This is a genomic window from Pseudomonas sp. NPDC079367, from assembly GCF_044542195.1.
In the GTDB taxonomy this organism is placed as follows: Bacteria; Pseudomonadota; Gammaproteobacteria; order Pseudomonadales; family Pseudomonadaceae; genus Aquipseudomonas.
Genome location: NZ_JBITTW010000063.1, coordinates 1 through 15,974, shown reverse-complemented (window position 1 = coordinate 15,974; position 15,974 = coordinate 1). Strand labels below are relative to the sequence as shown.

At 59.6% G+C, this 15,974-nt stretch carries 14 protein-coding genes; all 14 read left to right on the top strand.

Annotated features, from left to right (window positions below; translation table 11 throughout):
- The coding region (locus ACIGDJ_RS27445) for an NADP-dependent isocitrate dehydrogenase (RefSeq protein WP_397504685.1) at positions 1-2,113 on the top strand (2,113 nt) is incomplete at its 5' end.
- 211 nt (positions 2,114-2,324) lie between these two features.
- The gene (locus ACIGDJ_RS27440; RefSeq protein WP_397480180.1) at positions 2,325-2,771 is read left to right on the top strand and encodes an NUDIX hydrolase; all 447 of its coding nucleotides are present in this window, start codon (positions 2,325-2,327) and stop codon (positions 2,769-2,771) included.
- 59 nt (positions 2,772-2,830) lie between these two features.
- The gene (gene mnmA / locus ACIGDJ_RS27435; RefSeq protein WP_313002364.1) at positions 2,831-3,955 is read left to right on the top strand and encodes a tRNA 2-thiouridine(34) synthase MnmA; all 1,125 of its coding nucleotides are present in this window, start codon (positions 2,831-2,833) and stop codon (positions 3,953-3,955) included.
- On the top strand, positions 3,952-4,575 hold the full coding sequence (hflD, locus tag ACIGDJ_RS27430; RefSeq protein WP_016775273.1) for a high frequency lysogenization protein HflD: 624 nt from the start codon (positions 3,952-3,954) through the stop codon (positions 4,573-4,575). The genes mnmA and hflD overlap by 4 nt, the downstream gene beginning before the upstream one ends.
- 126 nt (positions 4,576-4,701) lie before the next feature.
- A complete protein-coding gene (gene purB / locus ACIGDJ_RS27425; protein WP_003223822.1) occupies positions 4,702-6,072 on the top strand; it encodes an adenylosuccinate lyase in 1,371 nt (456 codons plus the stop codon).
- A gap of 86 nt (positions 6,073-6,158) precedes the next feature.
- Positions 6,159-7,328: a cupin domain-containing protein gene (locus ACIGDJ_RS27420; RefSeq protein WP_101159105.1), complete on the top strand. Its 1,170-nt coding sequence runs from the start codon at positions 6,159-6,161 to the stop codon at positions 7,326-7,328.
- The gene (locus tag ACIGDJ_RS27415) at positions 7,321-7,746 is read left to right on the top strand and encodes a GNAT family N-acetyltransferase (RefSeq protein ID WP_025108996.1); all 426 of its coding nucleotides are present in this window, start codon (positions 7,321-7,323) and stop codon (positions 7,744-7,746) included. The genes ACIGDJ_RS27420 and ACIGDJ_RS27415 overlap by 8 nt, the downstream gene beginning before the upstream one ends.
- A 233-nt stretch (positions 7,747-7,979) precedes the next feature.
- Entirely contained in the window at positions 7,980-8,741 is a 762-nt protein-coding gene (locus tag ACIGDJ_RS27410; protein ID WP_073471299.1) for a secretin N-terminal domain-containing protein, read from the top strand.
- 475 nt (positions 8,742-9,216) lie between these two features.
- Positions 9,217-10,542, top strand: a complete 1,326-nt coding sequence (gene aceA / locus ACIGDJ_RS27405) for an isocitrate lyase (protein WP_016775277.1) — start codon at positions 9,217-9,219, stop codon at positions 10,540-10,542.
- A gap of 380 nt (positions 10,543-10,922) precedes the next feature.
- A complete protein-coding gene (locus tag ACIGDJ_RS27400; protein WP_101159106.1) occupies positions 10,923-12,347 on the top strand; it encodes an amino acid permease in 1,425 nt (474 codons plus the stop codon).
- 141 nt (positions 12,348-12,488) lie between these two features.
- Complete coding sequence (locus ACIGDJ_RS27395; RefSeq protein ID WP_313002334.1) at positions 12,489-13,025, top strand: 2,4'-dihydroxyacetophenone dioxygenase family protein; 537 nt, start codon at positions 12,489-12,491, stop codon at positions 13,023-13,025.
- Positions 13,026-13,067: 42 nt separating this feature from the next.
- Positions 13,068-13,979, top strand: a complete 912-nt coding sequence (locus ACIGDJ_RS27390) for a LysR family transcriptional regulator (protein ID WP_397480177.1) — start codon at positions 13,068-13,070, stop codon at positions 13,977-13,979.
- Positions 13,980-14,010: 31 nt separating this feature from the next.
- Positions 14,011-15,252, top strand: a complete 1,242-nt coding sequence (locus tag ACIGDJ_RS27385; RefSeq protein ID WP_397480176.1) for an aspartate aminotransferase family protein — start codon at positions 14,011-14,013, stop codon at positions 15,250-15,252.
- Between the two features lie 514 nt (positions 15,253-15,766).
- On the top strand, positions 15,767-15,974 hold a 208-nt coding region (locus tag ACIGDJ_RS27380), incomplete at its 3' end, for an NADH-quinone oxidoreductase subunit A (protein ID WP_397504684.1).

Here is a 15,974-nt window from a genome sequence, read left to right as displayed (position 1 = left end):
GGAAACCCGCTATATCTCTCTTGCAGCACGTATTGTGGCCAGCTTCCCCGAGCAACTGGGCGACAAAGCCGTAGCCGACCACCTCGCCGAACTGGGCGACCTGGCCGTTACGCCTGAAGCCAACATCATCAAGCTGCCGAACATCAGTGCTTCGGTGCCACAACTGCAAGCCGCGATCAAAGAGCTGCAGGCGCAGGGCTACAACCTGCCGGACTATCCGGAAACCGTGACCAGCGATGCCGACAAAGACGCCAAGGCGCGTTACGACAAGGTCAAGGGCAGCGCCGTGAACCCGGTTCTGCGCGAAGGCAACTCCGACCGTCGCGCTCCGCTGTCGGTGAAGAACTATGCGCGCAAGCACCCGCACAAAATGGGCGCCTGGGCCAAAGACTCCAAGTCCCACGTCGCGCACATGAGCACCGGCGATTTCTACGGCAGCGAAAAAGCCGCCCTGATCGACGCCGCTGACGCTGTGAAAATCGAGCTGATCGCCAAGGACGGTACTGCAACCGTTCTGAAAGAAAAAACCACCGTTCAGGCTGGCGAGATCCTGGATTGCGCGGTAATGAGCAAAAATGCTCTGCGCGCATTCATCGCTGCCGAGATCGAAAGCGCCAAGGCCCAGGGCGTGCTGCTCTCGGTGCACTTGAAAGCGACCATGATGAAGGTCTCCGACCCGATCATGTTCGGCCAGATCGTTGCCGAGTTCTATAAGGACGCGCTGACCAAGCACGCTGACGTGCTGAACCAGATCGGCTTTAACCTGAACAACGGCATCGGTGATCTGTACGCACGGATCAAGGCCCTGCCAGCCGAGCAGCAGGCGCAGATCGAAGCGGATATCGCAGCGGTCTACGCGGTTCGTCCGTCGCTGGCGATGGTCAACTCCGACAAAGGCATCACCAACCTGCACGTGCCGAGCGACGTTATCGTCGACGCCTCGATGCCAGCGATGATCCGTGATTCGGGCAAGATGTGGGGCACCGACGGTCAACTGCACGACACCAAGGCTGTGATCCCGGATCGTTGCTACGCCACCATCTACCAAGCGGTGATCGAAGACTGCAAAGCCAATGGCGCTTTCGACCCAACCACCATGGGCAGCGTGCCGAACGTCGGTCTGATGGCGAAAAAAGCCGAAGAATACGGCTCGCACGACAAGACCTTCCAGATCAAGGCTGACGGCGTGGTTCGCGTGACCGACAGCAAAGGCAAGCTGCTGATGGAACAGGCTGTCGAAGCCGGCGACATCTTCCGCATGTGCCAGACCAAAGACGCGCCGATCCAGGACTGGGTCAAACTGGCCGTCAACCGCGCTCGCGCGAGCAGCACTCCGGCAATTTTCTGGCTCGACCCGATGCGCGCTCACGACGGCGTGGTGATCGAGAAGGTTCAGGCTTACCTGAAGGATCACGACACCGCCGGTCTGGACATCCAGATCATGGCGCCGGTCGACGCAATGAAATACACCCTGCAGCGCACTCGCGAAGGCAAGGACACCATTTCGGTGACTGGCAACGTACTGCGTGACTACCTGACCGACCTGTTCCCGATCATGGAACTGGGCACCAGCGCCAAGATGCTGTCGATCGTGCCGCTGATGAATGGCGGCGGTCTGTTCGAAACCGGCGCTGGCGGTTCGGCACCGAAGCACGTGCAGCAACTGGTTGAAGAAAACTTCCTGCGCTGGGATTCGCTGGGTGAGTTCCTCGCCCTCGCCGCCTCCCTCGAGCATCTGGGCGTGAACTACAACAACCCGAAAGCACTGGTGCTGTCGAAAACCCTGGACCAGGCTACTGGCCAGTTCCTCGACAACAACAAGTCGCCATCGCGCAAAGTCGGCAACATCGACAACCGCGGCAGCCACTTCTATCTGGCGATGTACTGGGCTCAGGCCCTGGCCGCCCAGATTGAAGACGCTGCACTGCAAGCGCAGTTCGCGACTCTGGCTAAAACCCTGACCGAGAACGAAGCAACCATCGTTGCCGAGCTCAACGCCGTTCAGGGCAAGCCAGTCGACATCGGCGGTTACTACCACGCCGACGCCGAGCTGATCAGCAAGGCCATGCGCCCAAGCGCAACCTTCAACGCGGCGATTGCTGCGCTGGTTTAAGGTTGTAATGCGGTAAACAAACCCCGGCCCTGTGCCGGGGTTTGTGTTTGTGCCTCACATCCATTTACCTTTGAAATACAGATCGATGTAGGAGCGGGCTTGCTCGCGAATGCGGTTTATCATTCAACCTCTTCGGTGACTGACCCGTCGCTTCGCGAGCAAGCCCGCTCCCACATCGATTTCATTACGTTTTCAAAATTGAGGATGACTTATGGAATGGCTCCCCCACATCACCGTCGCCACGATCGTCGAGGACAATGGCCGTTTCCTGATGGTCGAAGAGCACAAAGGCGGGCGTAATGTGCTCAACCAGCCCGCCGGGCATCTCGATCCGGATGAAACGCTGATCGACGCTGCCATTCGCGAAACCCTCGAAGAAACCGGCTGGGACGTCGAACCCACCGGGGTGATCGGCATTTATCTGTACACCGCGCCGAGCAATGGCGTGACTTACCAGCGCGTATGCTTCAGCGCCAAAGCGGTGCAGCATCATCCGGATTACCTGCTAGACGACGGCATCGTCGGCGCCAAGTGGCTGACCCGCGAGGAATTAATCGCCCAGCGCGACAACTGGCGCAGCGAGCTGATCATCCGCTGCATCGACGATTATCTGGCCGGTCATCACTTCAGCCTCGAACTCATCCGCCCTTCTCTTTAGCCTTGCGGCTGCGAGCCTGCTAGAATCGCGCCCTTTTCCAAGACACTCATTGAATCCCTATGCGTGATCCAGCCCCTTCTGATACATCCAAGAAGCGCGTCATTGTCGGCATGTCCGGCGGCGTGGACTCTTCCGTTTCTGCCCTTCTGCTGATCGAGCAGGGTTATGAAGTGGAAGGCCTGTTCATGAAGAACTGGGAAGAAGACGACGGAACGGAATACTGCACCGCCATGGACGACCTGGCGGATGCTCAGGCTGTCTGCGACAAGATCGGCATAAAACTGCACACCGCCAACTTCGCTGCCGAGTACTGGGACAACGTGTTCGAGCACTTCCTGGCCGAATACAAGGCCGGACGCACGCCGAACCCGGACATCCTGTGCAACCGCGAGATCAAGTTCAAGGCGTTCCTCGACTACGCGATGATGCTGGGCGCCGACCTGATCGCCACCGGCCATTACGTGCGCCGCCGCGACATCGATGGCCGCACCGAACTGCTCAAGGGCCTCGATCCGAACAAGGATCAGAGCTACTTCCTGCACGCCGTCGGCGGCGAACAGATTGCCAAGACCCTGTTCCCGGTCGGCGAACTGGAAAAGCCTGAAGTCCGCGCGATTGCCGAGAAATACGAACTGGCGACCGCCAAGAAGAAGGATTCCACCGGAATCTGCTTCATCGGTGAGCGGCGCTTCAGCGACTTCCTCAAGCAATACCTGCCGGCGCAACCGGGTGAGATCAAAACCACCGAAGGCGAAGTCATCGGCCGTCACCACGGCTTGATGTACCACACCATCGGCCAGCGCCAGGGCCTTGGCATCGGCGGTTTGAAAGATGCCGGCGATGAGCCTTGGTACGTGCTGCGCAAGGATCTGGAAACCAACGAGCTGATCGTCGGCCAAGGCAACAACCATCCGTGGCTGTTCTCCGGCGCCCTGCTCGCTTCGGACATCTACTGGGTCAACCCGATCGACCTGAGCCAACCGCTGCGCCTGACGGCGAAAGTGCGTTATCGCCAGAGCGATCAGGCCTGCACCCTGGAAAAAACCGCCAGCGGTTATCGCGCCGTGTTCGACGAACCGCAACGCGCGGTGACGCCGGGCCAATCGGTGGTGTTCTATGACGGCGAGATCTGCCTCGGCGGTGGTGTGATTGAAGTGGCAGAGCCGTGGAGCGGCCAGGCATGAGCCCGACTCAGGAGCAACTGACGGCGCTGGGTGGTGTGTTTCTCGCCGCCGTGCTGGTCGACCGCATCGCCAAGACCGGCCAGACCAACGAGGCCGGCCTGAGCTGCATGCTCGGCAGCCTGCTGGTGCGTGATCCGAAAGATACCCTCGATGTGTACGGCGGCGATGACATCAATCTGCGCGAGGGTTACCGCGCATTGATTGGCGCCCTGGAGCGCGATCCGAGCACCTTGCAGCGCGAGCCATTGCGCTACGCCTTGTCGATGCTGGGTCTGGAGCGGCAACTGGCCAAGCGTGACGACATGCTCGAAACGATCGCCAAACGCCTGCCGCAGATCCAGGCGCAGGTGGAGCACTTCGGCCCGGCCCACGAAAACGTCGTGGCCGCTTGCGGTGCGCTGTATCAGGACACCTTGAGCACCCTGCGCCAGCGCATTCAGGTGCATGGCGACATGCGCAACTTGCAGCAACCAAGCAACGCTTCGAAGATTCGCGCCCTGCTGCTGGCCGGGATTCGTTCGGCACGCCTGTGGCGACAACTCGGCGGCCACCGCTGGCAGCTGGTGATCAGCCGCCGCAAGCTGCTCAAAGAGCTTTATCCGTTGATGCGCAGCGAGTAAACGTCGCGTGATGAAGGCTTTATAGTCTGTAACGCGTAATACGCCGGTCAGTTGGCGACGGACCGGCGGATTTTTTCATGTATGATACGCGCCCCATTTCGTTGCCCGACTGTCCGAGAACACCCCATGCAGCTCTCTTCGCTCACTGCGGTTTCCCCTGTTGACGGCCGCTACGCCGGCAAAACCCAGGCCCTGCGCCCGATTTTCAGCGAGTACGGCCTGATCCGTGCCCGCGTTCTGGTTGAAGTGCGCTGGCTCCAGCGCCTGGCCGCCCACGCTGGCATCCCTGAAGTGCCGGCCTTCTCCGCCGAGGCCAACGCCGTTCTCAACGAACTGGCTGAAAACTTCTCGCTGGAGCACGCCGAGCGCGTCAAAGAGATCGAGCGCACCACCAACCACGACGTCAAAGCGATCGAATACCTGCTCAAAGAGCAGGCGGCCAAGCTGCCGGAGCTGGCCAAGGTCAGCGAATTCATCCACTTTGCCTGCACCAGCGAAGACATCAACAACCTGTCGCACGCGCTGATGCTGCGCGAAGGCCGTGACGATGTGATGCTGCCGCTGATGCGCCAGACCGCCAACGCCATCCGCGAACTGGCCATCCGTTTCGCCGACGTGCCGATGCTGTCGCGCACCCACGGTCAGCCGGCTTCGCCGACCACTCTGGGTAAAGAGCTGGCGAACGTGGTTTACCGCCTCGAGCGCCAGATCGCTCAGGTCGCTGCGGTGCCACTGCTGGGCAAGATCAACGGCGCCGTCGGCAACTACAACGCGCACCTGTCGGCCTACCCGCAGATCGACTGGGAAGCCAATGCCCGCGCCTTCATCGAAGACGAGCTGGGTCTGGGCTTCAACCCGTACACCACGCAGATTGAACCGCACGATTACATCGCCGAGCTGTTCGACGCGATCGCGCGTTTCAACACCATCCTGATCGACTTCGACCGTGACATCTGGGGCTACATTTCCCTGGGTTATTTCAAGCAGCGCACCATCGCTGGCGAAATCGGTTCGTCGACCATGCCGCACAAGGTCAACCCGATCGACTTCGAAAACTCCGAAGGCAACCTGGGCATCGCCAACGCACTGTTCCAGCATCTGGCGAGCAAACTGCCGATCTCCCGCTGGCAGCGCGACCTGACCGACTCCACCGTACTGCGCAACCTCGGTGTCGGCTTCGCCCACAGCGTGATCGCTTACGAAGCCAGCCTCAAAGGCATCAGCAAACTCGAACTCAACGAGCAGAAGATTGCCGCTGACCTCGACGCGTGCTGGGAAGTCCTGGCCGAGCCGATCCAGACCGTGATGCGCCGCTACAACATCGAAAACCCGTACGAAAAGCTGAAAGAACTGACCCGTGGCAAGGGCATCAGCCCTGAAGCGTTGCAGACTTTCATCGATGGTCTGGACATGCCAGCCGAAGCCAAAGCCGAGCTCAAGCAACTGACGCCGGCCAACTACATCGGCAACGCTGTGGCACAAGCCAAACGCATCTGATCGACCGTTTGCCCCGTTTGAGACGCCCGGCCGCGCCGGGCGTTTTTATTCCCGTCTGAAAAAGCACTTTTTTCAATAGGTTACATATGAATTCCGATATTCCTCTTCAACTTCTGGGCGGCCTCACAGCACGCGAATTCCTGCGCGACTACTGGCAGAAAAAACCGCTGCTGATCCGTCAGGCGATTCCTGACTTCGAAAGCCCGATCGACGCCGACGAACTGGCTGGCCTGGCCCTTGAAGAAGAAGTCGAATCGCGTCTGGTCATCGAACACGGCGAGCGCCCGTGGGAACTGCGTCGCGGCCCGTTCGCCGAAGACGAGTTCAGCAAACTGCCGGAGAAAGAGTGGACTCTGCTGGTGCAGGCGGTGGATCAGTTCGTGCCGGAAGTCAGCGAACTGCTGGAAAACTTCCGCTTTCTGCCGAGCTGGCGCGTCGACGACGTGATGATCAGCTTCGCCGCACCGGGCGGCAGCGTCGGCCCGCATTTCGACAACTACGACGTCTTCCTGCTGCAGGGCCACGGCAAGCGCAACTGGAAAATCGGCCAGATGTGCGACTCCGAGAGCCCGTTGCTGCAACACGCAGATTTGCGCATCCTCGCCGAATTCCATGAGACCGAAGAATGGGTGCTGGAGCCGGGCGACATGCTCTACCTGCCGCCGCGTCTGGCCCATTGCGGTGTCGCAGTCGATAACTGCATGACCTACTCGGTCGGCTTCCGTGCGCCGAGCGCCGCTGAAGTGCTGACCCACTTCACCGACTTCCTCAGCCAGTTCCTGACTGACGAAGAGCGCTATACCGATGCCGACGCCAAGCCGGCGGTCGACCCGCACCAGATTCAACACGATGCGCTGGATCGCCTGAAAAGCCTGCTCGCCGAGCACATGAGCGACGAGCGTCTGCTGCTGACCTGGTTCGGCCAGTACATGACCGAGCCGCGCTACCCGGAACTGGTGGTCGGCCCGGAAGACGTCGAAGAAGAAGACTTCCTCGCCGCCCTGCAGGACGGCGCCGTGCTGATCCGCAACCCGAGCGCGCGTCTGGCCTGGTCGGAAGTCGATGATGACCTGCTGCTGTTCGCCAGCGGCCAGAGCCGTTATTTGCCGGGCAAGCTGCGCGAGCTGCTGAAGCTGATCTGCGCCGCTGACGCTCTGCACGCTGACAACCTCGGCGAGTGGCTGACCGATGAAGACGGGCGCAGCCTGCTCTGCGAACTGGTCAAGCAAGGAAGCCTGGGGTTCGCCGATGAATAAAATTCGCGTTCGTGTCGCAGACTGGCAGAAGGATATCGCCGAGATCCGGCGCATTCGTGAAACGGTGTTCATCGCCGAACAATCGGTGCCACCCGAGCTTGAGTGGGACGCCGATGACGCGACCGCCGTGCACTTCCTGGCGTTCGAAGGCGACTTCCCGATTGGCACGGCACGACTGCTGCCCGATGGGCACATCGGGCGGGTCTCGGTGCTGAAAGACTGGCGCGGAATGAAGGTCGGTGATGCGTTGATGCAAGCGGTCATCGCCGAAGCTGAAGCGCGCGGCTTGAAGCAGCAAATGCTCAGCGCACAGGTGCAGGCCACGGCGTTTTACGAGCGTTTGGGTTTCAGCCTGGTCAGCGAGGAATTCCTCGAGGCCGGGATCCCGCATGTCGACATGGTTCGGCATTCGGCCTGAGCCCCGCCCTGATCGTTCCCATGCTCTGCGTGGGAATGCCTCTCGGGACGCTCCGCGTCCCTTGCGGCATGTGACGCAGAGCGTCACTGGCTGCATTCCCACGCAGAGCGTGGGAACGATCACGCCCCGCCATCCACCGATGCCGGGGCGTTTTGCTGTCTACGATTCAACTTGCCCCACCCCGGGCCGACAAACTGGCAATATCAAGCCTTTCGAACGCGGAGATAACGGACATGTCCCTACGCACCCTGCTCACCACCCTGCTGCTCGGCTGCAGCTTTTCGGTGCTGGCAGCCACAGAAATCGTCCCCCTCAAGTACCACACCAGCGCCGACATGCTGCCGGTCGCGCAGGACTTCATCGGCCAGGACGGTCAGGTCAGCGCTTACGGCAACCAACTGATCGTCAAAGCCGAGCCGGGCAAGATTCAGGAGCTGAAGGACCTGCTGGCGCAACTCGACACTGCGCCCAAGCGCTTGCTGATCACCGTCGATACCAATGAAAACAATGGCCGTGGCGACGAAGGTTATGCGGTCAACGGCGCCCAGCCGAGTCAGACCCGGATCATCAGCCGCAGCACCACCAGCCGTAACGGCGGCGTCCAGCAAGTGCAGACCAGTGAAGGTACGCCGGCGCTGATTCAGGTCGGCCAGAGCGTACCGATCACCAACACGCAAAGCGATTCCTACGGCGGTTACAGCAGCGAGACTCAATACCGCAACGTCACCCAGGGTTTCTATGTCACCGCCAGCGTCACTGGCGAAACCGTTCATCTGGCGATCAGTACCAACCGTGACCGCATGAGCCAGGAACGTCCCGATGTAGTGAACGTGCAAAGCACCGACACAACAGTCACCGGACGCCTCGGCGAATGGATCACTCTGGCAGGTGTCAACAGCCAGACACAGGCCGATAAACAAGGCCTGACCCGCAGCTACTCGACTCAAGGCCGCGATGACATGACCTTGCGGGTGAAAGTCGACACGCTGGACTAAAGCACCGAAAACTGACTGATTAGTCGTATTAGACGAAAGATGTAGTGCTTCAAAAAAAGCACTACAAAACGTTTGACGAGGCAAAAAAGCGAAGGCATGATGGCCTCGCTCCCGCTAATCAGAGGCCCTGGCAAGGGCCTTCGAAGCGCCGCTCGCACCTACCCCGCGAACCGCTTCGTGTCTGTACCGCCCACAAGGTGTGTTTGACGAGGTTGCCGACTGGAACGAAGTTGTCCCGAGGGACGGAAGCGTATTTAGGTAACCCGGCTTCACGCTGTTGTCCGTATAAAGGCCCACGACGCCCGCATGCGCCCGCAGTCCGCCACTACCTGCTCACTTCCCCCTCGAGCTCATCGTTCATCCCGTCGCCTACCCCGCCAAATCCCACTTGACCACCTAAGCTTCTGGTCAGCGAGCGCAGGAATTTTCCACCGCAGAACAACTTTTCATAAAAGACGCGACGAGGTTTATCTCCATGGCACTGACACGCGAACAGCAAATTGCAGCCCTCGAAAAAGACTGGGCTGAGAACCCGCGCTGGAAAGGCGTGACACGCACTTACTCCGCTGCTGACGTGGTCCGTCTGCGTGGCTCGGTTCAGCCTGAGCACACTTTCGCGAAGATGGGCGCCGAGAAGCTGTGGAACCTGGTCACCCAGGGTGCCAAGCCGTCCTTCCGTCCAGAGAAAGATTTCGTCAACTGCATGGGCGCCCTGACTGGCGGCCAGGCTGTTCAGCAGGTCAAGGCCGGTATCCAGGCGATCTACCTGTCCGGCTGGCAGGTGGCTGCGGACAACAACTCCGCCGAATCCATGTACCCGGATCAGTCGCTGTACCCGGTGGACTCGGTGCCGACCGTGGTCAAGCGCATCAACAACTCGTTCCGTCGCGCTGACCAGATCCAGTGGAAAGCCGGCAAGAACCCGGGCGATGACGGCTACATCGATTACTTCGCGCCAATCGTCGCGGACGCTGAAGCCGGTTTCGGCGGCGTACTGAACGCCTACGAGCTGATGAAAAGCATGATCGAAGCAGGCGCCGCCGGCGTTCACTTCGAAGACCAGCTGGCTTCCGTGAAGAAATGCGGCCACATGGGCGGCAAGGTTCTGGTGCCAACCCAGGAAGCCGTGCAGAAGCTGACCGCTGCGCGTCTGGCGGCTGACGTTGCCGGCACCCCAACCATCATTCTGGCGCGTACCGATGCCAACGCGGCAGACCTGCTGACTTCCGACTGCGACCCGTACGACCAGCCGTTCGTGACTGGCGAGCGCACCCAGGAAGGTTTCTACAAGGTTCGCGCCGGTCTGGATCAGGCCATCGCCCGTGGTCTGGCTTACGCGCCATACGCCGATCTGATCTGGTGCGAAACCGCCAAGCCGGATCTGGAAGAAGCCCGTCGCTTCGCTGAGGCGATCAAGAAGGAATACCCGGACCAGTTGCTGTCGTACAACTGCTCGCCGTCCTTCAACTGGAAGAAGAACCTGGACGACGCGACCATCGCCAAGTTCCAGCGTGAACTGTCTGCCATGGGTTACAAGCACCAGTTCATCACCCTGGCCGGCATTCACAACATGTGGCACAGCATGTTCAACCTGGCGCACGACTACGCCCGCAACGACATGACTGCCTACGTGAAGCTGCAGGAGCAGGAATTCGCTGACGCCGCCAAGGGTTACACCTTTGTTGCGCACCAGCAGGAAGTGGGCACCGGCTACTTCGACGACATGACCACCGTGATCCAGGGCGGCTCGTCGTCGGTGACCGCGCTGACCGGTTCGACCGAAGAAGAGCAGTTCCACTGATAGTGCTTCGCTGAGCAAACGGCCTCTGCGGATCGAACAAAAGCTAACCGCAGAGCCGCAAGACTGACGCCCCGACTGGTTCGGGGCGTTTTTTTGTCTGCGATTCAGCCCCGCAATGCGCCCTTGAACAAATACCCCCGCCCCAGCAGGAGTCGCCACAGGCTGCGGTCTCTTGATCTTTATCCTGAAAAACCAGATCAAAGGATCTCAGCCTACGGCAACTTCAACGTCAATTCCCGCTACCTGTGACGACAGTTCACACCCTGTTTGAACCGTTTGGGGCTAATGCCTTTTTCTCTAAACGCTTAGGGTACGGCCCATCGCCGTGTCGTTGCGGCGCTCCAGACAATAATAAAGACGTTCATTCGAGGTATCAGCCGATGCGTGATGACAAAGACAAGGCTAACAACGAGCTAGGGAATGGCTTGAAAGGACGGCAGGTGACGATGATTTCGATCGGCGGCGTGATTGGCGCCGGTCTTTTTGTCGGTTCAAGCAATGCCATCGCCACCGCCGGCCCTGCGGTGCTGGTGTCGTATGTCTGCGCAGCGGTCATCGTGGTGCTGGTCATGCAGATGCTCGGCGAAATGGCGACTGCACGGCCGGACACGGGGTCGTTCTCTTCCTACGCCGATCAGGCGATCGGTCGCTGGGCCGGTTTTTCCATTGGCTGGCTGTACTGGTGGTTTTATGTGTTGGTGATTGCCATTGAAGCCATTGTCGCCGGCAACATTCTTGGCGACTGGCTGGGGATTGCCCATTGGATGGCGGCTTTCGGCGTGACGTTTGCGTTGATCCTGTGCAACAGCCTCAGCGTCGGCTCGTTCGGTACTCTGGAATACTGGTTGTCATTGTTCAAGGTCGTGTCGATCGTGGGTTTCATCATCCTCGGCGTGCTGGCGATTTTCGGCATTTTGCCGGGTTCCTCAACGAGCGGGATTTCCAATCTCTACGCCAACGGTGGCTTCGCCCCCAATGGCAATGTGGCAATCGTCGCCGGGTTGCTGACCGCCATGTTCAGCTTTCAGGGCAGCGAAGTGGTCACTATTGCCGCCGCTGAATCCAGGGATCCCAAGGCCAATATCAAGAAAGCCATTCGCGCCGTGGTCTGGCGTCTGGGCCTGTTCTACCTCGGCTCGATGTTCGTGGTGGTCTGCCTGATTCCGTGGAACGCTGCGGATCTGGCGCAGGGTTCTTACCAGGCGGTATTGAGTGCGATGAACATTCCATGGGCGCCGCAGATCATGAGCATCGTCGTGCTGGTGGCGGTAACCAGTTGCCTGAACTCGGCGATTTATACCGCTTCACGCATGGCTTATTCGCTGGCCCGTCGCGGTGATGCGCCTAAAGCCGTTTCGCACACCACCCGTCACGGCGTGCCGTTGCTGGCCGTCGCGCTGACATCGCTCGCCGCCCTGACGGCACTGACCGCCAACTACCTGCTACCCAGGCAAGTGTTTCAGTTCCTGCTGGCCACCAGCGGCGCATTGGCCTTGCTGATGTATCTGGTAATTGCCGTTACGCAATTGTGCATGCGCCGAAAACTCGTCGCCCAAGGCAAAAAACTCGAAGTGCGAATGTGGATGTTTCCGTACCTGACCGTTCTGACGATCGGGTTCATCCTCGGGGTCTTCGCGATCATGGCGGCCTTCCCCGGCCAACGCGCAGAACTGCTCTCCACCCTCGGCCTTACGACGGTGCTGGTGATCATCGGCGCTTGTTTGCAGAAATCGCAGCCCGAGCTGTCGGCGCGACGCAGCGCCATGGCCCCGACTGAAAACGTCACGGCGCAAGCATTGTCCTGAAAACGGCTGCCGCTATGACGTGGCGTCATAGCGAGTGTGCCGACGAGCCTCTTTTTCACAACCGATCAGCCCCCTAATCTGCTTAAGCCCCGGCCAACCTTACCTATCGCCGGGGTTTTCAAAAACCACAAGGAACGCCTGATGACGATTGCGCCCAAACCTGACGAACTGGCCATCCCTTATCAACTGCCGCAAGTGCCATACATGGCACCTGACATGGTCCACCCTGGCGTACTCGACCAATGGCTGGAAGACGATCAACTGTGGGTGCCGGTGACGGATTCGGTGTCGTTCAAACCGGTACTGCTCAGTGTTTCCGGTGGCTACTACATCAATCTGTTGCGCGTGCGCAAAAGCGGTGTGCTCTCGCGTCACCGCCACACCGGCGGGGTCCACGCGATGGTGCTGAAGGGCCGCTGGTATTATCTGGAGCATGACTGGGTCGCCGAGCAAGGTTCATTCGCGTTCGAGCCGCCGGGAGAGACTCACACATTGTTCGTGCCGGAAGATGTCGAAGAAATGATCACCTGGTTTCATGTACAGGGCGGTTACACCTACGTCGATCCACAAGGCGTAGCGGTCGGCTATGAAGACGTTTTCACCAAACTGGAAACGGCCCGCGCGCATTACAAAAAGCTCGGGCTGCCAGACGACTATATCGAACAGTTCATTCGCTGATCCGCGCCGTGGCAGGCGCCTGATCGACACGGGAGGCAAGCATTGGATAACTACTCGCAGCTGTTGGCGTTTCTTTGGGCCACAGAGCACGGTAACTTTTCAGCGGCCTCTCGCGCGCACGGTCTGACGCCTTCGGCCATCAGCAAGCTGATTTCCCGCCTGGAGGATCGCTTGCAGGTGCGTCTGTTTCAACGCGGCACACGCAGTTTGTCGCTGACTGAAGAAGGCGCCGCGTATCTGGTCAGCGCCCGTGCGGTAATCAATGCGATGGCCGAGGCGGACTCACTGGCCGAAGCGTTTCCGACGCGGGTCAGTGGCACGCTGCGGATTCACACGATGTCGACGTTCGCCAAACACCAGATCATTCCATGGCTGCCGGAGTTTTTAGCGGCCTACCCCGGGCTTGCTGTCGATATCCAGATCGGCGCGCAGTTCTCCGATCAGTTCGACCAAGGCCTGGATCTGGCGATTCACAGCGGCGTATTGCCTGACTCCACACGAATCGCTCGCAAAATCGGCCAGAGTCGCTGGATCATCTGCGCGTCCCCGGACTACCTCGCCCGCCAGGGAACGCCGGAGCACCCGCGGCAGTTACTCGATCACACGTGTTTCAGCTTTGGGTTCAATAGTGTGTGGAATGACTGGGATTTTCTCATCGATGGCCACCCGACCAGCATCCCGGTGATTCCCAAAGCGACGTTCGCCCAAGGCGATCTGCTGCGTGACCTGGCACTCAGCGGGGCCGGCATTGTGCAGTTGGCCGAGTTTCATATCGGCCACGACATCCGCGAAGGCCGCTTGATCCCGCTGCTGCACAGCTACGGCCCGGACCGTTTCGAACCGATTTATCTGATCTACACCAATCGCAAGCACCTCAGCCCCAGGATCCGCGTGTTCCGCGACTTTCTTGAACAGAAACTCGCGCAGAGTCCGTGGAACACCGAGCGCGGCTGATCGCTCACCTATCATTAGTACAGAGGCTTCTATGCGTAACCTGATTGGCGATGTATCCAGCGCCGCGCGCATCCTCCCGCAACTCAATGGCGAAACGCTGTTTATCCGCAACGGCAAGGATGCTTACGTTTATGACCATAAAGGTCGCCGCTACATCGACACCGCGCTCGGCTTTGGCGCGGTACTGCTGGGGCATGCCAATAATCGCGTCAACGAACAAGTCGCGGCGGCACTGGCTGACTCTGCCGCGCCGTCATGGGCACATGTACGCGAACACCCTGCGGCCTCAGCACTGGCGGCGCACACCGGCGCGCTGAGCAAAGTGATTTTCACCAACTCCGGCAGCGAAGCGGTGCATCTGGCCTGCCGCGCTGCCCGCGCCTATACCGGGCGCGGGCGCATTGCGAAAATGGCTGCGGGCTTCGACGGTTGGTTCGACGACGTCAGCTTCGGCAACGTTTCGTCCAGTGAGGCGAATTTCGTTGATGGTCAGCGACCGGCCACGCCGCGCACCACGCTGCTGCGTTTCAATGACTTCGATGATGTCGAGCGACTGTTCGCTGAGGACTCGGATATCGCTGCGGTGATCCTCGAACCGATGCTCGCCAATGCTGGCTGCATCATGCCGGCACCCGGCTATCTGCTGCATGTGCAGCAAGTCGCACATCGGCATGGCGCGCTGGTGATCTGCGATGAAGTGCTGATGGGTTTTCGCTTGTTCGCCGGGCTCGCGGGTTTACAGGCGGGGCTGGATCCGGACATCGCCAGTGTCGGCAAGGCCATTGGCAATGGTGTGCCGGTGTCGGCGATCGTCGGCAAGCCACACATTCTCGCGGGCTTTGAGCAAGGTCGCGTGCTGCGTGGCGGGACGTTCAGCGGCAATCCGATGGCGTGTGCAGCGGTCACCAGCACCCTGGATCAATTGGATGACGCGGATTATCAGCGCTTGATTGCCCGGGGCGAGGCCCTGCGAGTTTCGGTGCAGGCCTCGTTCAAGGCGCATGGGATGACGGTGAGTACCAGCGGTTACGGGAATGTGTTCGGGATCTGGCCGTCGGCGCAGGTGCCGAGCAATTATGCCGAGGCGCTGGAGCGTGGTGATGCGCAGTTTAGCCAGGCGCTGCATCTGGCCTTGCGCGAAGCCGGCGTGCTGGTGATGCCCTCGCCTTATGGTCGGATTTATCTGTCGTTCGCACATGATGAAGCGGTGGTTGAAGAGATGAAGGCAGCGTTTGAACTCGCGGCTTCGAAGCTGGCTGGGCATTTGCGCTAAGAGGATCAGTCGGGGCGGGCTCGGCGTGCAAGGCGCCGGGTCTGATGAGGCCCTTCCTGCGCTGTCGCGGGCAAGCTCGCTCCCACGGGGCCCGCCTTCAACCCGCGAGATGAAAACATTGATCCAGCGCGGTACAAGCGTCAGAAATTTCCGCTAAAACGGTAGGCTTCGCTACTTGCAGTAATCGGCAAGTAAGACAACTTCCCAACCCTTAACTCGCTAAACAGTTACAAAACCACCGCAAACGATATCAATTATCATTTAGCCGTAACTATGTTCATTACATAGCCCACAAAACATAATTGACGCAAAACCGGCTAATGCCCGCAACGCATGGGCCGCAGGGCGTTGCGCAAGCGCTATGTCCTTAATCCGGTAAATAATTTCGCCTTTGGAATTTTACTTGCCGGGTGTTTAGCCATAAAATCAGCCCGATTGATTGCTGCGACATATCGTCACTGCCATTTTCTTTATCAAGCTCAGAGACCTTTGCTCTCTGTTAAGGATTACCAGCATGCCCGAAGCGACAGGACTCATGGCCCACAACTGGGGCTTTGCCATTTTCCTTCTGGGTGTCGTCGGCCTCTGTGCCTTCATGCTTGGCGTCTCCAGCCTCCTCGGGTCAAAAGCCTGGGGTCGCAGCAAAAACGAACCGTTCGAGTCGGGCATGCTACCTACCGGTGGCGCCCGCTTGCGGCTCTCAGCCAAATTAATTTGGCTGA